The 20,149-nt window shown below is 38.9% G+C and carries 20 protein-coding genes and 1 other annotated feature; of the genes, 12 read left to right on the top strand and 8 right to left on the bottom strand.

Annotated elements, in window-relative coordinates:
- The first annotated feature begins 334 nt into the window (after window positions 1–334).
- Window positions 335–1,336: an alpha/beta hydrolase gene (locus AC25Y1_RS09455; protein ID WP_488147734.1), complete on the top strand. Its 1,002-nt coding sequence runs from the start codon at window positions 335–337 to the stop codon at window positions 1,334–1,336.
- 54 nt (window positions 1,337–1,390) lie between these two features.
- Here AC25Y1_RS09455 and zwf read toward each other — a convergent pair whose 3' ends face one another.
- Window positions 1,391–2,842 carry a glucose-6-phosphate dehydrogenase gene (zwf, locus tag AC25Y1_RS09450; protein WP_488147856.1) on the bottom strand — a complete coding sequence of 484 codons (1,452 nt, stop codon included), beginning with the start codon at window positions 2,840–2,842 and terminating at the stop codon, window positions 1,391–1,393.
- Window positions 2,843–3,179: 337 nt separating this feature from the next.
- On the opposite strand from zwf, the gene AC25Y1_RS09445 reads away from it, so the two are divergent.
- From AC25Y1_RS09445 to AC25Y1_RS09400, 10 genes are all read left to right on the top strand, one after another.
- Entirely contained in the window at window positions 3,180–3,797 is a 618-nt protein-coding gene (locus tag AC25Y1_RS09445; RefSeq protein ID WP_488147855.1) for a cyclase family protein, read from the top strand.
- Window positions 3,798–3,917: 120 nt separating this feature from the next.
- A complete protein-coding gene (locus AC25Y1_RS09440; protein ID WP_488147733.1) occupies window positions 3,918–4,418 on the top strand; it encodes a DUF3231 family protein in 501 nt (166 codons plus the stop codon).
- A gap of 29 nt (window positions 4,419–4,447) precedes the next feature.
- Window positions 4,448–4,660: a binding site (T-box leader), on the top strand.
- 47 nt (window positions 4,661–4,707) lie between these two features.
- Window positions 4,708–6,144 carry a proline--tRNA ligase gene (gene proS, locus AC25Y1_RS09435; protein WP_488147732.1) on the top strand — a complete coding sequence of 479 codons (1,437 nt, stop codon included), beginning with the start codon at window positions 4,708–4,710 and terminating at the stop codon, window positions 6,142–6,144.
- 118 nt (window positions 6,145–6,262) lie between these two features.
- Window positions 6,263–7,138 (top strand): ABC transporter ATP-binding protein, encoded by an 876-nt coding sequence (locus AC25Y1_RS09430; RefSeq protein WP_488147731.1) that lies wholly within the window; start codon window positions 6,263–6,265, stop codon window positions 7,136–7,138.
- Window positions 7,135–9,285 (top strand): ABC transporter permease, encoded by a 2,151-nt coding sequence (locus AC25Y1_RS09425; protein ID WP_488147730.1) that lies wholly within the window; start codon window positions 7,135–7,137, stop codon window positions 9,283–9,285. Before AC25Y1_RS09430 ends, AC25Y1_RS09425 begins: the two co-directional genes overlap by 4 nt.
- Window positions 9,282–9,965, top strand: a complete 684-nt coding sequence (locus AC25Y1_RS09420) for a hypothetical protein (RefSeq protein ID WP_488147729.1) — start codon at window positions 9,282–9,284, stop codon at window positions 9,963–9,965. Before AC25Y1_RS09425 ends, AC25Y1_RS09420 begins: the two co-directional genes overlap by 4 nt.
- A gap of 18 nt (window positions 9,966–9,983) precedes the next feature.
- Window positions 9,984–10,535 carry an RNA polymerase sigma factor gene (locus AC25Y1_RS09415; RefSeq protein WP_488147728.1) on the top strand — a complete coding sequence of 184 codons (552 nt, stop codon included), beginning with the start codon at window positions 9,984–9,986 and terminating at the stop codon, window positions 10,533–10,535.
- Window positions 10,528–11,328, top strand: coding sequence for a hypothetical protein (locus AC25Y1_RS09410; RefSeq protein WP_488147727.1), 801 nt, complete (start codon window positions 10,528–10,530; stop codon window positions 11,326–11,328). The genes AC25Y1_RS09415 and AC25Y1_RS09410 overlap by 8 nt, the downstream gene beginning before the upstream one ends.
- Window positions 11,325–12,035: an ATP-binding cassette domain-containing protein gene (locus AC25Y1_RS09405; protein WP_488147726.1), complete on the top strand. Its 711-nt coding sequence runs from the start codon at window positions 11,325–11,327 to the stop codon at window positions 12,033–12,035. The genes AC25Y1_RS09410 and AC25Y1_RS09405 overlap by 4 nt, the downstream gene beginning before the upstream one ends.
- A 374-nt stretch (window positions 12,036–12,409) precedes the next feature.
- Window positions 12,410–12,655 carry a hypothetical protein gene (locus tag AC25Y1_RS09400; protein ID WP_488147725.1) on the top strand — a complete coding sequence of 82 codons (246 nt, stop codon included), beginning with the start codon at window positions 12,410–12,412 and terminating at the stop codon, window positions 12,653–12,655.
- A gap of 197 nt (window positions 12,656–12,852) precedes the next feature.
- Here the strand turns inward: AC25Y1_RS09400 and AC25Y1_RS09395 are convergent, their stop codons facing one another.
- The 5 genes from AC25Y1_RS09395 to AC25Y1_RS09375 form a co-directional block, all read right to left on the bottom strand.
- Window positions 12,853–14,799 (bottom strand): transposase, encoded by a 1,947-nt coding sequence (locus AC25Y1_RS09395; protein ID WP_488147724.1) that lies wholly within the window; start codon window positions 14,797–14,799, stop codon window positions 12,853–12,855.
- Complete coding sequence (locus tag AC25Y1_RS09390; protein WP_488147723.1) at window positions 14,768–15,025, bottom strand: hypothetical protein; 258 nt, start codon at window positions 15,023–15,025, stop codon at window positions 14,768–14,770. Before AC25Y1_RS09390 ends, AC25Y1_RS09395 begins: the two co-directional genes overlap by 32 nt.
- Before the next feature lie 283 nt (window positions 15,026–15,308).
- Window positions 15,309–16,496 carry an alanyl-tRNA editing protein gene (locus AC25Y1_RS09385; RefSeq protein ID WP_488147722.1) on the bottom strand — a complete coding sequence of 396 codons (1,188 nt, stop codon included), beginning with the start codon at window positions 16,494–16,496 and terminating at the stop codon, window positions 15,309–15,311.
- A gap of 138 nt (window positions 16,497–16,634) precedes the next feature.
- Window positions 16,635–17,381 (bottom strand): hypothetical protein, encoded by a 747-nt coding sequence (locus AC25Y1_RS09380; RefSeq protein WP_488147721.1) that lies wholly within the window; start codon window positions 17,379–17,381, stop codon window positions 16,635–16,637.
- A complete protein-coding gene (locus AC25Y1_RS09375) occupies window positions 17,381–17,908 on the bottom strand; it encodes an RNA polymerase sigma factor (protein ID WP_488147720.1) in 528 nt (175 codons plus the stop codon). Before AC25Y1_RS09375 ends, AC25Y1_RS09380 begins: the two co-directional genes overlap by 1 nt.
- A gap of 160 nt (window positions 17,909–18,068) precedes the next feature.
- Between AC25Y1_RS09375 and AC25Y1_RS09370 the strand changes: the two genes are divergently transcribed.
- On the top strand, window positions 18,069–18,623 hold the full coding sequence (locus AC25Y1_RS09370) for an NADPH-dependent FMN reductase (protein WP_488147719.1): 555 nt from the start codon (window positions 18,069–18,071) through the stop codon (window positions 18,621–18,623).
- Between the two features lie 30 nt (window positions 18,624–18,653).
- On the opposite strand, the gene AC25Y1_RS09365 is transcribed toward AC25Y1_RS09370, so the two are convergent.
- Together AC25Y1_RS09365 and AC25Y1_RS09360 are read right to left on the bottom strand one after the other, a co-directional pair.
- Window positions 18,654–19,214, bottom strand: coding sequence for an N-acetyltransferase family protein (locus AC25Y1_RS09365; protein WP_488147718.1), 561 nt, complete (start codon window positions 19,212–19,214; stop codon window positions 18,654–18,656).
- A 12-nt stretch (window positions 19,215–19,226) separates the two neighbouring features.
- Window positions 19,227–20,123, bottom strand: coding sequence for an EamA family transporter (locus AC25Y1_RS09360; protein ID WP_488147717.1), 897 nt, complete (start codon window positions 20,121–20,123; stop codon window positions 19,227–19,229).
- Window positions 20,124–20,149: the final 26 nt, after the last annotated feature.

Raw genomic sequence — 20,149 nt, 5'->3', positions numbered from 1 at the left:
GATTAAGAAGTTACCTATATCGTTCCATACTCTCTTAGTATTGGCAACTAAATGTCTTTTCTTCCAATCAAATACCCAAGCATTATTATTGTACTGCTATATCTTTCAAGTCGCTGTATAATAAAGTGAAACTTCAATTAGTGGGGGTTTTCCTCATCCCCGAAAGAAGAATGCAGTTCAATTCTTCCTAACTGATTGTTAGTTGAACCAATCGGGCTTTTACGGGCAGTTGACTTCCACCTATCCCTATCGTTTAACTCAAGTCTTGAGGTGGGCGTCTTACTGCCCGTTAATGCGGGATAAATAATAATTCACCAAGTTAAGGGGGGATAGCATGAAAAGAGTATTCCTAACACTATCAATCTCAATGTTTTCAATTGTCTTCATAATTATCGGGTTATTTGTTGTGTCGCCAAAACCAACTGCGAAATTAATTAATAAGTTGTTTGAAGGCGGCTTAGCTGTCGCACCTAAAAACTATACCGAAATTGAAAAAAAGACAAAGTCCTATAATGACTTATCTTATGAGTCGGTATACAAAGGGGGGTATCTAGATATTATTACACCCGAAAAATTCGATGGCTTACTTCCCGTTATTTTTTGGGTACATGGCGGCGCATTTTTGGGGGGCGATAAAGCGGATATTACTGAATACGCTGTGCAAATAGCAAATGAAGGATACATCGTCGTGAATATGAATTATGAACTTGCACCAAGTGCTAAATATCCAAACCCATTACATCAAGTAAATGAGGCTTATGCATTTATAACGAAGGAATCTCAAAGGTATGGAATGGATATGAATCGCGTTTACTTTGCAGGCGATTCTGCTGGTGCTCAAATTGTTAGCCAGTATATAAATATTCAAGTTGAACCAAGCTATGCAGATCTGGTCCAGTTAAAAGCGGTCGTTCCGTCTGAAACAATCAAGGGTGCGTTATTGTTTTGTGGTCCTTATGATGTCACTCGTTTCGGTGAGATTAGTGATAATGCCCTTATTAGTTTCTTATTCCGTAGAATTGGCTGGGCATATATTGGTGATCGAAACTGGTTGGATTCCGATTCGGCAAAAGAAGCGTCGATTATTGAGTATATATCTAAAGAATTCCCACCCGTGTTTGTGACAGATGGGAATACAGGATCTTTTGAAGATCAAGGAATAGAGCTAGTAAAGAGATTAAAAGAAAATAATATATTTGTAAAAGATGTTTTCTATTCAACAGATGAGGCAACTCTCGGCCATGAATACCAATTTATTATGAATACCCCACAAGCTGAAAATACTTTTCAGGAACTGATTGATTTTTTATATGCCCTTGAGACGAAAGAAGTATAGTCATGAATTCAAAAAAGAGCTAGGAAATCCTAGCTCTTTTCATCTAATTGTTGCTTACCACCAATTAAACCCATCAGTTTTGAGTAGTTGGTTTGCTGCGTCTGGACCAGTTGAGCCCGAAGTATAAGGATGTAAAGGTAGCAGATCCGCTTCAAATGCTTCAAGCAGTGGCTGAATCCATTTCCACGACAATTCAACTTCTTTCCAATGTGCAAAGAATGTTGCATTCCCAAGCATTGCATCAAATAGCAGAAGTTCATAAGCTTCGGATTGATTGTCCGAATTGGTTGTAAAGTTAATACATGCAGGATCGAAACGATCACTTGAAGGGTCCTTTATATTGAGCCTTAAAGACACACCTTCGTTTGGATTGATGTCCAGTATCAATAAGTTTGGAATAATGCCTTCAGCTTGAAGTGAATCTATTTTTTTTGCTTTATTTTTAAACTCGATGACAATGCGCGTAGATTTCTTGTTCAACCGTTTCCCCGTACGAATATAAAAAGGGATTCCTGTCCAAGAAGGATTGTCAATATACAAGCGAGCAGCGAAATAGGTGTCGATATTCGATCCAATCTCAACGCCAGGTTCATCTTGGTAGCTATCAACGGGTACATTTAAAACTTCTCCAGCTTCATATTGACCGCGCACAATATCTCGGTGTGCCTCTTCTTTTGAAAGGGGTCGAAGTGCTTCAATGACCTCTATTTTCTTAAGCCCTACTTCTTTTGGTGTTAATTTCTCTGGGAGATGTAGTGCAGTCATCATCACTAGTTGGAGTAAATGGTTTTGAACCATATCACGAATGGCACCAGCTTTATCGTAATAGGCAGCACGGGTTTCAACGCCGACTGTTTCACTTGCTGTGATTTGTACATTGGCGATTTGTTTAAGATCTAATAATGAGCCTAATGCTGGATTTGCATAGACCAAAGACTCCAGGTTTTGGACCATGGGTTTGCCAAGATAATGGTCGATTCTATAAATTTCTACTTCGTTAAAGGCTTCACTTAGTCGCTTATTCAATTGCTGAGCTGACTTTAAATCACTGCCAAATGGCTTTTCAACAATGAGTCGTCTCCATCCTTTGGTTCGGTTAATCCCGTTTTTGTTCAGGTTTGACGTAATGACCTCGACTAATTGTGGTGCAACGGATAGATAGAAAAGTCGGTTCCCAGGTATGCCTAGCTCGGCTTCTCTGTTTTCAATAAGTTCGTGTAAAAGTCGATAGGAATTTTTGTCTGTTGCATCAAATGCACAGTAGCGAAAATAGGAAAGGAAATCTTGCAAGCCAGCTGGTTGAACAGCACGTCTTGAATGGGCTCTGAGAGACTCTTCTACTTTGGATTGGAATAACTCACTGGACCAATCCGTTCTTCCTAAGCCGATTATGGAAAATGATTCTGGTATTTTTCCTTCAAGAAATAAATTATATAAAGCAGGAAATAATTTGCGTTGCGCTAAGTCTCCTGTTGCACCAAATAAAACAAAAGTCAGGCTTTCCACGATTCGTTTTTCTTGTCTATCCATTAGTGAATTATTTAAATTCAATTCGTCTAATAGGCTTTCGTTTTCCATATTCATTCGCTCCTATTTTTTACGCGCTATATTTTATTATATATTCGATAATAATTGGACTCGTTTTTAGTATACTATTGTCTGGTATAATGAAAAAGAAATGATAACTATTTTTTAGATAATAACGCCGTACATTAACGGTGCTTTTTATATTTTTCATACAATTATAGTTCAGCTTAGGTAATTATGCTAGACAATCGTATAAAAAACATGCGACCATAGTAATTAACTAGATATAAAAATAATGAATGAATGGATGGATAGTATGAAAATGTATGATGTAACAGGCGCAGTATTCGAAGGAATGACAGTTTATAAAAATAAACCAGAAAAACAACCGACTTTGAATCCAGTCACGAATGGTTACGTGACCGAAACTAGAGTGGAGTTAGATGTGCACTCTGGAACACATATTGATGCACCTCGCCATATGGTTGTAGACGGTGATACGTTCGAATCAGTCCCGATGGAAGATCTCGTAGGACAAAGTAAAGTGTTTGATTTGACGGAAGTAGAAGACGGGATTTCGAAAAAGGATTTAGAGCAATTTGACATTCAAAAAGGTGACTTTGTCATTTTAAAAACAAAAAACTCATATGAAGATATATTTAATTTCGATTTTATTTACCTTAAACATGACGGGGCAGAATATCTTGCAGAGTTAGGGATTCGGGGTGTTGGAATAGACACACTTGGAATTGAACGCAGTCAAGAAGGACATCCTACACATAAAACATTATTTGCAGAAAAAATCATTATCATTGAAGGACTACGCTTAAAAGAAGTTGAGCAAGGGGAATACTTTATGGTTGCAGCGCCTTTAAAATTAGTAGGAACTGATGGATCGCCTGCAAGAGTGTTGTTATTTGAAGGGTTAAAATAATTTATTTCCTCTCCAGCTTTATGACAAACAGTTATTAGTTTTTCTGCATAATTAACGATTAAAAAGGCCATACTCTTGGTGGTAGAACTATGAAAAATATTACCAGGAGGAATGTTATTTATGGGCGTTATGGATGGAAATCCCAAAAAAGAACCAATGCATTACGGTGAAGTAATTGGTGTATGGGCATTTGTCGGTGCAAATAATGGCTTGATCAGTGCTTATGAAGCGTTTACGAATCACGCGGCAGATGAAGATTTAAAAAAGCTCCTAGATGAGGCAATTAGAATGATGAAAGCTGAAGTAAAAGAGCTTGAAGGTCTTTTGCAAGAGAACGGAATTACACCTCCACCATCGTTACCAGGTCGAGGAAAAGCGAATGCAGAAGACATCCCTGCTGGAGCAAGATTTATGGATCCTGAAATTAGTGCCGCCATGTCGATTAATGTCGGGCAAGGAATGGTATCCATTAGTGAAGTGATGGGGCAGTGTCTAAGAGAAGATATCGCTGCGATGTTCGCTAAGTATTTGAAGGAAAAAATCATGTTCGGTGCAAAATTACTACGAATGAATAAGGACAAGGGATGGGTTATTCCGCCGCCACTTCTGACTTCTAATTAGTAATTCTGCGCGTTAATTGTTATAATTGTAAGAACTCTTTGAAGTGGCCAAGTAAATAAGCTATGTGAAACAGAAAGTATAGCGAAAGATGAGAGCTATATCACCGCTTCTTATTGAAACCTACCGCTGAGATGTTATGCCAACATAACCGAGTCGTTTTCGTTACCAAACGTTTAGAGAGCTTTAATGTAAAGCTAAACTAAGGTGGTACCACGTCTATCCAGTACAAAGACGTCCTTTTATAAGGACGCTTTGTGCTTTTTTTTATTAAGAAAGGGGAGTTTAAAGCATGAGTTTACAGAAAAAGGATTTTTCGAAATGGTATATCGATACAATTCAAAAGGCGGATTTAATGGACTACACACCAGTTCGTGGTTGCATTGCTTTTAAACCAGACGGATATGAGATTTGGGAACATATTCAGGCTGAAATGGACCGACGTTTTAAAGAAACGGGACATCGTAATGCCTATTTTCCAATGTTAATACCGGAGTCGTTTTTTGAAAAAGAAAAAGATCATATCGAAGGGTTTTCACCTGAGCTACCTTGGGTTACTGAAGCTGCCGGCGAAAAATTAGAGGAACGTCTGGCACTTCGACCAACATCTGAAACGATGGTTGGGCACCTCTATTCAGATTGGATAAAAAGCTATCGCGATTTACCTGTTTTAATTAACCAATGGGCAAACGTCTTCCGTTGGGAAAAGAAAACACTTCCTTTCATTCGTACCTCTGAGTTCCTATGGCAAGAAGGACATACTGCGCATGTGGATGAAGAAGAAGCTCGCGTGGAAACGATGCAAATGCTGAACATATATAAAGAAGTGGTGGAGGAACTCCTGGCAATACCGGTATACGACGGACAAAAAACGCCTTCCGAACGCTTTGCGGGTGCGGTTGATACATATTCGATTGAAGCGATGATGAAGGACGGGAAAGCAGTTCAAGCGGGTACATCTCATTACTTAGGTACGAAATTTGCGAATGCCTTCGATATAAAATACTTAACAAAAGAGAATAAGCATGAATTCGTTCATACAACTTCTTGGGGAACGTCTACCCGCCTAATCGGTTCGGTTATTATGACACATGGTGACGAACAAGGTCTTGTATTGCCGCCGCGGATTGCGCCGACACAAGTGGTTTTAATACCAGTAGGACCTTGGAAGAAAAACCCTGAGATTATGGAAAAGCTAGATGAGGTTTTTGCCCAATTAAAAGAACGCGGTATTCGCGTTCGATTAGATGATTCTGATCAATCACCCGGTTACAAATTTAATGAGTGGGAGTTAAAAGGTGTTCCAGTTCGAGTCGAATTAGGACCGCGTGATTTGGAGAAGAATCAAGCGCTGGTGAAAGCACGTGATGAAGATGAGAAAGAAGCAATAGAGCTTACTGCACTAGTTACGCGTATTGAAAAAGAATTGGTGACGATGCAAACTCGCTTACTTGAAAAGGCGCGGGCATTCCGTGAAAACCATTCCCATATGCATGTCGATTCCATTGAGCAACTGTCGAAACACATTGCGGAGTCCGCAGAAAAAGAAGAAATACCTGGATGGGTTCTTGCTGGTTGGTGCGGGGAAGATGCTTGTGAAGAACAAGTAAAAGAAGAAACGAAATTTACAACACGTAATATACCTTTCAATCCACCGGTGGAGAAATCGATCTGCATTAACTGTGGAAACGAGTCGAAACATACTGTTTGGTTTGCAAGAGCTTATTAACTAAATGATATAGAAACGTTCCTTCCGAATGCTGGAAGGAGCGTTTTTAATTCAGGTGAAACTTTCCTAGGCACCTATCCGTGTAAGCACTAGAAATGTATTTGGGGGAGAGAGTTCTATGCCTACAATAAAAATAGAAGGATTAAATAAATCTTACCGTAAAGCGCAAGTATTAAAAGATGTTCATCTTGATATTGATACAGGATTATTTGGTTTACTGGGGCCGAATGGTGCAGGAAAGACCACACTCATGAAAGTACTAAGTACAATTCTTCCTTGGGAGGATGGAAGCGTAACAATTTATGAGAAAAACCTTTTAAAAGAAGGAGATAAAGTTCGAGAATTGCTTGGTTATTTACCGCAATATTTCCACGCACCAGGCCAATTTACGGGTAGGGAGTTTTTACATTATGTTGGTTCAATGAAAGGTGTTATTGATAAGAAAGAGAGAACCGAGCAAGTTGAACGGCTATTAGTCGAGGTGAATCTTCAACCGCAAGCGAATAAGAAAATCAAAAGCTACTCGGGCGGGATGAAAAGACGTCTCGGCATTGCACAGGCATTGTTAGGCAATCCGAAATTAATCATTCTCGACGAACCAACAGCTGGCCTCGATCCATCAGAACGTATTCGATTTCGTAATGTCATCGAAAAGTTGAGTAAAAACCATACGATAATTTTATCTACGCATATTATTAGCGATATTGAATCGAGCTGTGAAAAAGTCGCGGTATTGAATAATGGGGAAGTGCTTTTTCAAGGGACGACCGAATCTCTTGCCACCGAAGCTGTCAACTATGTTTGGGAGTTATCCGTGCCTTATTCCGAATACGATAGTGTAGAACAAGAGTACGCCATTATTTCGAGTCGACAGGAGAAGGATAATGTCGTATTTAGGATAATTGCAGATACCTCGCCAAATGAGCATGCCATAGCTGTGGAACCTACGATTGAAGATGGGTATATGGCGGTTATCAACGGGGTGATGAAATGAGCGTATTAAAAATCGTTTTTCGAACTGAATTATTGCTATTAGTTCGCAATAAATTTATCTCCCTGCCCTTGATTGTAAATTTATTGGCTTGGGGATACATAGTGATTTTCTACGAAATTCAAGCGTTGCATTTTAGGGAGCGGGCTGCCACATTTTATAGTGGATTTACGTGGATGATAATGCTGAACTTATTAATCGTAGGCCTACTAGCTGTTTATATGGCGAGAAAAGACCGAGAAAGTGAATTTGAACATTTAGTCGCAACTTACCGGGTGAAAAATGTTGAATGGATTTTAGGGAAATGGTTGGTTACGCAATTGTATGGCCTTTCCATCACTTTCATCACATTACTTATTCAAGCCGGTTGGTTTGTGAGTGGAAAGATGGGTTTTGGTGATGTCGTTAAAAATCTCTTCTATGTATTTGTTCAAATGGAGGGTGCTTTCTTTTTATTGGTTTCGTTAGGTTTTTTATTTGGAATCTTATTGAAAAACATGTTTGCTTATATTCTAGTTCCAGCTATCTTGGTATTATCTCTGGGATTATCGTTTGATTATGTGGGTGTTGCTTATTCGTTTGATAATCCAAGGTTTCACTTATTGACACCATTCGACTATATGTTCATCGAGTCGCCTCATGAAGGAATATGGGGAATTGATCGGGTGATTGGGAGTACGATTTTGCACCAATTGGTAGTTTTTTTAGTAGGGATTATTGTACTTCTTGTGGCGTTACTATTATTTCGTACTAACCGTAGAATCCAAAGAGAGAAGAAAATGATTCCTATTTTCATGGCCATCCTGATGATACCGACGCTCTTATTTGGTGGTATTCGTTATATGCAATATAACGAAGCGTTGGAACAGTTTATAACGACTGCCGAGCTATACGTGAAAGGGTATGAAGGGTCAGGTCAATTGGAGGATTATTATGAGTGGGAGAATTCCTATTATGATACCTATCTTGATCATACAAAATATGGTTTTGCTATGGAGCGCACAGACTTGGCTATTCAACTCAAGTCAGATAACCAAATTGAAGCGATAAGTAAGTTGGCTGTTAAGCATAAAGGGGACGCCCCCACTAAAATAGTTAAGTTGACCTTGTATCACGGGCTTCAAGTAACAGAATGTACGAGTGATTCCATGATTACATGTACACGTGATAAGGATTTCGTTACGATTCATTTTGAAGAGATGATTAAGCCAGGAGAAGTTGTGAACATAGATTTGAAGTATGAAGGCAATATTCTTCAATATCGTAATGAAGGCTATATAGAACAATCTTTCATTGGGGAAAATAGAGTGTATCTTCCGAAAGATGCAGGTTGGTATCCATTGATTGGGGAACGTCAATTGATTGTCGCACGAGAGAATACTAACAATTACTTTCAGTTTGAACAAAGGAATGGTGGTCTTGTAGAAGATTTTCCGACGGAGTTTAGAGTAAACATTTCAAATGAAAATAAAGAAATACCACTAACTTTGACAATTCCAGAGGTTGAAGCTGGTGTTTATCAAGGAACATCTCGATATGGATTGTCGTTAGTTGGTGGGAATTTAACAGAAACGGCTGTGGATGGAATTAGGGTAGTTAGTCATCCGGAAGTTCAAGATGCTGCGATAGAAAGGGTTAAGAAGCTTCAGCAAGGGTGGGATTTTGTAGAGGAGTGGTTGGAAGTTCCGATGATTCCTTCAATCATTTATATCTTGAATGATGAGCATTATTACCTTACACGATATGCACATAGCAAGGAATTTCTTGTATGGGGTACTGTTAAACTTGGGGATATGGATTCAATTGGGAATACAGGAGATTCGGTGTTAGCTTATGAAATAATTGAGCTTCTTACAAAGGAATACCCGACGTCGGAAGCTAGCAGTTTTGATTTAATTAGAATAGCGATGGAATGGTTAATTGAAAATAATTATCAGAAGAAATCTGGTTTTAAGGACTGGTATATATCTAAATGGAAGCCAGAGGAAACAAGACTTTTAGATGTGTTGGGTGAATATGAAGGAAAAGGGGAAGAAGAATTTAAAGATATCGTTAAATTTCTCTTTATACATCATAGTCAATTGGAAAAGGGTGCGGACTTTGAATTGGAAAGAATTTTAAAATTGTATGAAGGAGAAAAAAGCCTATGAGCGGGTTTTTAATTCGAATTCGTCTGATTTTGAAGCTTTGGTTTACATCGGTATATTCAATTTGCGTTATGTTGCTTATTCCAATTACAGCGCTTGTGATTTATAACCAAGGGCCCTATACAGTTGAAGACTTATTGAGTATTGTTTATGAAGAGGCGGCACCGATTTGGTTCGTGATCATTTTACAGTGGTGCTTGTCGATTGATTTTGATTCGAAATTTCATATGCAGGTAATTACCTATCCAATTGCTAGGTGGAAGTTTCTTTTGGAAAGGCTCCTATTTTCAACGGTTATTTTTATCGGTTTGTTAAGTGTCGTAACATTAAGTTTGACACCCTCCGCGGGAATTTTTGTTTGGCAAGGTTTAGCTTTTACAATCCCAATCTATATCGCAATTGCTGGATTTGTTGTTGCGGGGACAGTTATCGCCAATCATTCAGTTGGTGGTGTATTGGCGGGAATTCTATTTTGGATGATCTATGAATTTGGCGGTCTGTTTTTAGGGGATTTAAATGTGATTTTACTTAATTATGGCAGTGTGTATACGTTTGTGAAGGGTGAGACTGGATTTTTTTCGAATGAAAATCATTGGATTCTTTACAATCGATTATTTTATATGGGAATTGGCGTTTTATTAACAGGAATCGCAATGCTAGGGTTTAATCGGAAAACGGCATAAGAATATGGAGGGATAGGAATGCAAGATGAAGATTATATGCGCCAGCTGTCATTCGGGAATGACTCGGCATTAGACACGCTTGTTTTCCGGTATCATAAACCTCTGTATGGCTATGTGTACCGATTGCTGAAGGATGAAAAGTTAGCTGAAGACATTGTTCAAGACACGTTTATGAAGATATATCAACAGGGGCAAAAAGGTTATATTCCTGATTCCTTTAAACCGTGGATGTATAAAATCGCGACGAATTGTTGTCGGGATTATTGGCGTAAGGCTTCTACGAAAAATGAGTATTCTACGGATAGAATTGTGGAAGGGCGCGTGAAGGTTCATCATATTATTGATCGTCAGCTTGAACGTCAATGGATGATTGAGTCCATGGAACAATTGCCGCCTGATTATCGAATGGTTCTGTATTTACGGTTTTACCAAGATTTGCAGTACGCGGAAATTGCGTTAGCGTTGGAAATCCCTCTTGGTACGGTGAAAACTTGGATTTCAAGAGGTTTAAAACAGCTCGAGAAAATTTTACTAGAAGATGAGCAGAAAGGGGCGGGCGTTAATGAATGAAGATCATGAATTATCACGTTTAGAAAAAGAGTGGGAAAATAGTTTTAAACGTTTTACCGCCCCAGAACCTTCGAGAGAGCAAACGCTGAATTTAATTCAAAAAATAAAAGAAGCAGATGCAGGTAAGCCAGCTGATATACGGGCTGCGCTAGAGGCACAACAAGAAACGCAATCGATTTCATCAAGAGTGGCCAGTTTGTTTTTATCCCAATGGAATTTTCACGGCGGACGTAGCTGGCTTCTTACAGGCATTGTACTACTTATTTTGACGATTACAATTAACCAAAATGGCGGGGATGCGGGAGCAGATTTCCTTATGTGGATTAAGTGGATTACATTGATCATCATTTCGGGAATGGGTTATGCATTCCGGTCAAAAAATGAAGGCAATGAAATCATTGAAACGTTAAGTTATTATCCTTTGGTACAACAGATGTTTACACGATTTATGATTGTAATGGCCATGCAATTGGCGATTACATTGCCACTTAGTTTTATCATACTTGGAAGTATAAGCTCGGCTTTGTATTTATTGAGTTCATTTACGCCGATTCTATTTTTCGGGGTTGTTGGGTTTGTCGCGACTATGTGGTTCGGCCAAAGAATCGGCATACTCCTTGCACTGTTCGTTTGGTTTGTTCAAGTTCTTTTGGAGAAGCAATTAAAGTTCACGGCGTTATTTCAGTTGCCGGGTCATGATTATTTCGTACTTACGAATATTGTTGTAATCGGAATTTCAGTCCTTTTACTTTCCAGTGTTCTGTTGAAAAACCGCCAGAGGAAATTGACATGAGAATTGCACTTACGAATGTAGGATTCACAATAGAGAATGTCAACGTTTTAAATGAAATCACTTGTTCATTTAAAGCGGGAATTACGTATGTTGTCGGAAAAAATGGGGCGGGAAAAAGTACACTTTTAAAACTGATTGCGACCGCCACCTCACCCAATCAAGGAACGATAAATTATACAAAATTAATACGTGATGAAAAAGTTGGAACGCATCGCTTGCCGTTAACGATCGAGGAAGTAAGAAAAGTCATCGGTTTTATGCCCCAACATTTTACAGGTCATGCTGAAATGACGGTTGAAAGATATTTAACTTATATGGCTTTCCATAAAGGGATTCCTCATTCACAGGTTAAAACCTTATTAAATGCTTGGTTAAATGATGCTAACTTATTGAAGCTCAAACGAAAAAAACTTCGAAACCTTTCAGGCGGGCAACTACAAAAAGTGGGGTTGATTCAAGCGCTTCTTAACCAACCCCGTATTTGTATTTTGGATGAACCTTTTGAGGGTCTAGACACGAAGGAAAAGCTGTTTTTTAAACGTGTGATCCAGCGACTTTCCTTTCATAGCATCGTCATCATTAGTACGCATTTGCTTGAAGAAATTGATCAATCCGAAGACAATAGTATCCTCTACATGGAAGAAGGAAAGCTGTGTTTTTACGGCGGTGTAGAAGAACTTGACCAGGTAGTAAAAAAGCTAAGCTAAATAACGCTCCCCCGATTAGTGAATAACCCGTTCAGTTCACTGGTACAAAACGTTAAATAATGATTGAAATAACATCATATTAGAGCATCAATTCGCACTGCCTTTGGCGGTGCTTTTTCCTTTTATTTATAGGGTTTGTAAATCGTCATCATACATTAAAGTCATTAATATTCGTTATAGTTATGGAAAGTGCAGGTGCTAGAAGTTCAACTTGGGAATAACAAGATATTTTATTATCAGAAAGTAAAAGGTTTACCGTCAATAATGAAGAAGAACATTAGAAGACTGTTTTTAAGGAAGATCATTGAAATCAAATGAATGTTTGAATAATTTAATAAGTCAGCTATAATGATATCAGGAAGGAGTGGGAGCCAATGAAGAAGAAACATTATGTGAATATGATTCTTGGAGTCGTTTTGGCAACGTTTATCGCCTCTGGTGTATCTTTGTGGTTAGGAATTGCGACACCTGCTAATATAATTGCGGATGGTCTTACTGCAGTTTTTGGCGATTCAAAAGAGATTAGTGGTTTATTAGCGTTTATGGTACCTGGAGCATTTATTGTCTTAATTATTTTTGGGGCAACCAAGTTAACGAAGAAGATGGAGAAATCTGCATAATACAAGTGTAGTTTTTGAGTTGAAATGTAAATTAAAACAAAAAGAAGAGCCAGAAACTAATACAGTTTTCGCTCTTTTTTAATACTACGACATCAGACTAATACCTAAATAAACCGACTTAATTATGTGCGCATATGTGGGGTATTAAATATTATGAAAGCAAAAATGGACTCATTAATTTGAATCCATTTTTTATTTTAACGTTTATAAATAATATCCTCCCACGTATACACCCGTTTAGCGATACCAAGTCTTTGTGCTGGAGTCTCGCGATTACCAGGTGATTTGTATGGGATGCAAAAATTATAATACGTCCGTAGGATTGTAATCGCCATCTGGGAATATTTCGGATTGAAGTTCGAATAAATATAGCTTTTACCATCGCCACGGGCTGTCACAAGTGGTCTTTCAAGTATTGAGAGCCTACGTCTAATGGTTTGGAAGAACCCGTTTATAGAATTGTCATTGACTTTTACCAACAAGGATGCCAATTGATAATTCGTTAGATGTGAAACATCTGTCAGGACATCTAACAACCTATTTCCTCTATCTGAAGTTGGGATGGGGTGTTCCAATCGATTCTTATCCTGCTTATAATAAATCTCACCGTTCTTCGTGACAAACCTTTCGTGAAACTTATGCGTTTTCAATTGATCCTCAACATACCAAAGGGAAAGTTGGTGGATGTTATCGTATTCGACTTTTTCATCCTTAGCCCATAACTTCAAGTATCGTATCGCATCTGTAAACACTATTTTCGCGTCTTTTCTAGTAATTTCTTTATCCGTCAGACATAAGAAGTGATGCGCTTTCTTCTCGTTAATTTCAACCGAAAATAAGCGACTAATTGTAGTTCTTAGAGAGAGGTCATCATCTGTTATGAATCGCCATCTCTGAGTCTTAACGCTTTGCTTTAGTAACCAAAAGTGAGCCATTGATGTGTATGTTGCCCCAACGTGAAGACCGTCGACATAATATCGGCGATTATTCATTTGTTTGAGTTCTTTTTGATATTCAGCCATTGTTTGTGTGTCGTTTGCGGTCGGCTTTATCGGATAAACAGCATATTCTCCAAAACGCTCGTTTTTACGGGAAAAATTATTCAAATGATCTTCTTTGTATTTAAGGGTATCCTGCTGAATCTGATCAATCGTAATATCCCAATCAAAGCATACATCTGCTCGGAACACATACCTCGAATTTACATCAGCTGAAGCAGCAACGTAAGTAGGCAGCTGTTTGTCTTCAATCAACAATCCACGGTTCTTACCTTGACCTCTTTTCAATACATTATTAAGAACATAGTGAAGTTTGTCTGACGTAATCCAAAGTTCGTCGAACTCTTTACTCTCCAACATCTTTGTTTCCCGTGTATCTAAAAACTCTAAACAACAGCGGTATAACCATTCGAGTTTTTTATAATATGTTCCACGACCAATTTCTAGGATTTCACAAGCCCGACTGATCGGGGTTTTATTGATTAGCAACTTAGCAAACATCGGTAGGATATCATTTCGTTTTTGATTGAAGTTGGTTCTTCTTGATTTGTTAGGTTTCACGCTAGTAATTTTTTCACATTCTTTACATTGATACCGTTGTGATTTCGCGGAATTCGTCCCTCTTTTATAAAATGACTTGTTGTTATTGAATGGGTCGTGATGATCGTCGATACAAAAAGGTCTGTGAAAAGTGTATTCCATCTCTATCGGCACTACTGTATTGATTCGGATAAGTCTTTCAATTTCTTCCGTAAGCGACCAATTAGAGACGGCACTTGTCCTACAACCTAATGTAGGTATCCCTTCGGGATCTAGGCGATCTGGATTACACTCAACTTTTTTATTAAAACCCTGACCAGCTAGTTTATAACGACTAGGTTTACTTTTGATTACGTACTGTTCCTGTGATTGCCCGTGATTCTTGCAGAGAGGGTTTCCACAGGTGTTGTATTGAATGTTGAAAGTTTGTCCTTTCCAACGAAACGAAACAGGGTTAAACGCATCCTTTGACCGATTAAATCCGAATCTCCGTGGAATAAGTAGCGGATATTCTATTTTACGTTTTTTCATTTCATCATCTGAGACGGGACGCAGTATATCGATACTACTTTCATCAGGTCGAAATAATCGCTTGTGATTTGTCACTTGGGCTCAACTCCAAATCCTTTAAAATGCGTTTATTATTTCGCTTATTGTAAATCCACTCTGTGAACTCTTTGTCGGAAAGTATGTTTTGAAGGAATTGCTCCAGCACATCTTCTTCGGTGAACCCTGTGTACTCGGAATAATACTTAACAATGCTTAATGTACGTTCGGTAAGCTCCCAATCCGCGTTTCGTGTCTTGTGAATCTTTGGTTTAATGAATTTCAATGTGATCACTCCTATTTATAAAAATGTGTTTTGACATACAAATTAACAGTGGCTTTAACCCTTACATTAGCAGACTCACAATAGAAATTGTAGGTCTGCTAATAAGTTTGTCAGTAGGCTGTCCAAAATAGGTGTGTATCATTCATAAACGTTGTTATATAGGCAAAATGAAAGAGTCCAATTCATATGCGAATTTGGACTCTAACTGTGTGTTTAATTTAGGTTTTGTACCAGTGAACTGAACGGGTTAGATTAGTGAAGGGGGGGCGTTATTTGTTTGTGTTTAATTTAGGGAGTCTTCCATGACCTGCAGCAACTCAGTTCCTGTCATACCGCGTTGCCCTCCTCCTTGTACGAATGCATCATTCCCGCCGCCTTTCCCGTCAATAAGGGGAAGTGCTGCAGTCGAGACTTGTTTCATACTCTTTTCCACCGAAGCGCCGCGTGCCGCGACAAACTGTAACCGTTCTTCATTTTCCGCAACTAGGAGTACGACGGTATCCTCGGCTTCCGCTACAAGTAATCTAGCCATTTTCTGCAACTGCTGAACAGTTCGCCCTGAATACACGGCCTTCACAATTCCTTGATTTTCAGATTGTAATAAATCCTTAACCTCGAATGTCAATAACTGTTCTTCATTCTCATTCAATGACTTGACTAGCGCATGATTTGCGTCGAGCAATCTTTGAGTAGCGTCAATTAAGCCTTCTTCTGGCGCACTTAACAATTTAGATGTTTCCGCTAGTACATGGTTTTTCTGATGCAATTGTTGTAATATCCGACCGCCACAAACGAAATATACACGGATTTTCCCACGATGTTTTTCTGTTGATAAAACTTTTATCCCGAGAACTTGTCCCGTTGAACTTGGGTGGGTTCCTCCGCAGCCGTTATAGTCAAAATCGGGGATGATAACCAGGCGGATTTCATCTGTCACTGCCAATTGCTTGCGAAGAGAATACTGTTCGAGCTCATCTTCAGTTACCCACTTTGTGTAAATCATTCGATTTTCCAAAATGATGTCATTCGCTAATTTTTCAACAGCCTGTAGCTGTTCTGGGGAAACATCATCCACATCTAGATCAATCGTCAAAAAGTCTCTTCCCAAATGGAAGCTTATTGTCGGGAATCCGTATAGTTCGACAAATGCTGCTGATAGAATATGTTGACCTGCATGTTGTTGCATATGATCAAACCGGCGCGCCCAATCAATAATACCCGTTACTTCAGCCGCGCTTCCGAGACTTTCTGCTAAAGTATGACGAATTTCACCATCAACATCTTCAACATTTAGTACCTGGACACCGTTCAAAGTTCCCGTGTCGTACGGCTGACCTCCGCCAGTCGGATAAAATGCGGTATTCTCCAACACTGCATAAAAATAACCTTCTGAATCCCGTGATTCTTTACTAACGCGAGTGTGAAAAGTTTTACAATATGAATCAATATAATAAAGACGCTCTTTTAACATTCCAGCAACTCCTAAAGCTCATTTTTCACCATCTTACCATGAAAAGTAAATGTAAAGGTAAAAAGTTTTCCGCTGATTTTCAATGCTTCCAATCCAAAAAAGTGCATAAACCAATTTTGGTTTACGCACTTTCCATTTCTAATTCTCTACAATCTCAAAACTCTCCAACATATAGTGGAACCTAGCACCATGACCTTCCGCTGCCTCGAGGAAGTAGTCTTCCCTAATCACATAACTTCCTTCATTTCCGTTACTGATGACATATAAATGAACAACATTCGAATCCCATTCACTACCGTTTATGCCGTGGAGTAAATAACCTTCGACTGGTTCGGTTACATGTTCAATTTCCCGTAGTTCAGGAAAATCTACTTTCAATTCGGCTTCGATTTTCTTTACAAGATCTTCTGGTTTTTCATTTGTCACTTGTGTAATTTCCATTTTCACTTCCGGATATTTTTCTGGAAGGGGTTCGATTGTCGTAATGACATCCGATTCTTCGCCTTTTATCATTTTATAGCGCGTTTCGTCGACATAGATAATGTACTCGGAATCTTTTCCTTCATTTAAATGGACCTCGGTTTCCTCGTCTTGACCTTCAATCCCTTGCGTAATTTCTTTTTCAGGTGCAAACATATCTTTTACGCTCTTAATAAATGCGCTACCTGTATCGGTTTGTAAACTTAATGCGATAAGCAGACCCGCTGCAATGACGCCGATTACTGAAATCATACGGCCTTTCTTTTTCATATTCCTCACGTCTCCTTTTTCTTCGTTAAATAATTCCTTCTCGAGACCATTCCATATTTCATCCTTCAACCCGTGTGACTCTTCTGCAGTTCGTTTATGGAGTTCATCTTTTACTCGCTTGTCAAAATCACTCATTATACCGAATCCTCCTTTCCGGTCGGGTTCAACTGTTCTTTCAGTCGTTTCCTACCTTTAAACAGCCGTGATTTTACTGTGTTTTGATTCAACGAAAGAATTTGTGCAATTTCTTTTTCGCTGAATCCTTTTACATATTTTAAAATGAGTGGAATTCGGTGTGCGTCATCAAGCGATTGGATTGTGGTGTATAAATCGGATAGCTGATCAAAGGATTCTTCCGATAATGACGGATTGTTTTCTACTTGATCTATTTTTGAAAGAGGCGCCTCTTTCTTCAACAACCGCAGACATTCATTCGTCAATATTCGATAAAACCAAGGGTCAAAAGGTAATTCGGGATTATAGCTACCGATTTGGCGGTAAACACGTATAAAAGTCTCCTGTACAGCATCTTTCGCCATTTCTCGATTGCGTGTAATGGCGGAGGCAATACGAATGGCAGACTCTGAGTAAGCGAGATAGAAACGTCGGAATGATTCTTTATCCCCTTCCTTGATTTTTACAATCCATTCGTCTTTGTTCATGCGACACTCACTCCTTTCAGAACAACGGAACTTTGTTGCTCTTACTATATATACCCTCAGAAAGCCTGAAAAGTTTTCGGGATTAAATATTCTTTTTACTATGAGGATGTTTTATTGCACATACTGCTGTTAGTAAATAGGGTGAAAGAGGAGATTGATTATGAAGATTGTAGCACTGGTAGGCAGCCTGAGAAAAGACTCGTATAATATGCAGTTAGTGAAGACGATTAAAGAAAGATATAGCACACTTTTTGATCTGGAAATTGCGGAAATTGGAATTCTTCCATATTACAATGAAGACAACGAAATTGCACCGCCTCGGGAAGTCGAACAATTTAAGAAGATGATCGAAAAAGCGGATGCGGTACTTATAAGTTCACCCGAATACAATTGGTCAATTTCAGGTGTATTAAAAAATGCCTTGGAATGGTTATCTAGAATGGAAAAACCAATAGCAGGTAAGCCAGTAATACCGATGGGCGTCACTCAAGGCGGACTTGGAACAGTTCGAGCACAATTACATCTGAGGCAGATTCTCTTGAGTATTCAAGCCATCACACTACCTCCCGCGGGCAACGAAATTCTAATTGGGTTTGCTGGTAAGAAATTTAAAGATGGAAAACTTACACACGAAGTAACGCTAGAGTTTTTGGATGAAGTGATGGAGCGGTTTGTTGGATTTGTGAAGGAATTGAGTGATAAAGAGGATGTATAATAAAAAACCACACAATTGTGTGGTTTTTTATTATACATTCTTCACCATATGATGAAAGGGTTCGCCGATAATCGTCCAAGGTGAGACAATTTCATACCCATTTCGTTTATATAGTCGGATTGCATCGGCTTTTTCTGTTTCTACATTTAAAGATACTTTTGAAATACCAGCTTTTTTAGCGATTGCTTCTGCGTATATAAGTAGTTTTGAACCAACTCCTTTACCGCGGTATTCTGGATCAACACAAACGGTATTAATATACAATTCATCAGGAAGTGACTCAGGATCAATCTCTACAACCTCAGCATTTTTTTCACTAAGCCATGTGCTCAAGTTCTCATCAAGTTGAGGGGCAATTATTCCTGAATACAACACCATTGTTCCTGCGACAGTGCCGTCGATTTCAGCAACATAGGTATATAAATAGGAGTGTTGATTATCCTCGCGTCTAAATAATTCACATAGGCTTTGTTCAATTTTTAAAGGTTCGTATTCCCCGGTCATCCGCTCTGCAATATCTCCAATCGCATCGATGACTAAAGGAACAACTTTCTCAGCATCGTCAGGCACTGATTTTCTTATCGTGACCATTTTCACTTCCTCCTATTTATGTTGTATAAGTCTCGTTTTACGTCGTTGGATAATCGTCGGTAATGTCATTCCAAAAAGAATGATTAAAATCCCAATAATTTGAAGGAAACTTAGCGTTTCACCTAGTAAGATTACAGAAACTGTAACTGCAACAGGAAGTTCCATTGCACTCAAAATGGAGGCAGTCGCCGTTCCGACTTTAGGTACTGCGATTGAGAATAAGTAGATGGGAATCACGATACCAAACACACCTAAGATTAACCCGTAAATCCATAGTCCACTACCAAACAGCATGCCATTCCAAACAATTTCAGGAGATTGGAAAAAGATAATGGCGATGGCTGCGAAGAACGATGTGAATAGTAAACGTGTTGCTGTATCCATTCCGGCTACTTGTTTTTGATTGATCAAGACAAAAAGTGAAAAGCTGATGGCCGATGCCATACCCCACGCCCAACCTTGCCATGGAATTCCACTAATATCTGCTCCGATTACACCAGCAGCAAAAATGGTTCCAGCAAACAACAGAAGAAGTGAAATGACTTCAATTCGTTTTGGCAATCGTCGGTTTACAATGCAATCCAACAACATGCCAATCCATGTAAATTGAAAGAGCATAACAACAGCGATTGAAGCGGGCATATATGTGACAGCTTGTCCGTATACAGTCCCTGTTGTCGCGGTAAATAGTCCAGCAAGTAGTAAAGTCGTGCCACCACCAAATTTAGGTCTCGATCGATTGACGGCTATATAGATAAGGGCTGCTAGAACAAAACCCGTGAAGTATTGGCTCGTGACGGCTTCAGATGCTGTAAAACCATCTTCAATGGCTAATTTTATAATTGTAGAAAGAATTCCGTAAGAGCTTGCTGCAAAGATGATCATTAACGGATACATCCAATGTTTCATAGTAAAAAACCTCCTTTTCCATCATG

The sequence above is a fragment of the Sporosarcina sp. Y1009 genome (assembly GCF_057669865.1).
This window is presented reverse-complemented; position numbering and strand designations above follow the sequence as displayed.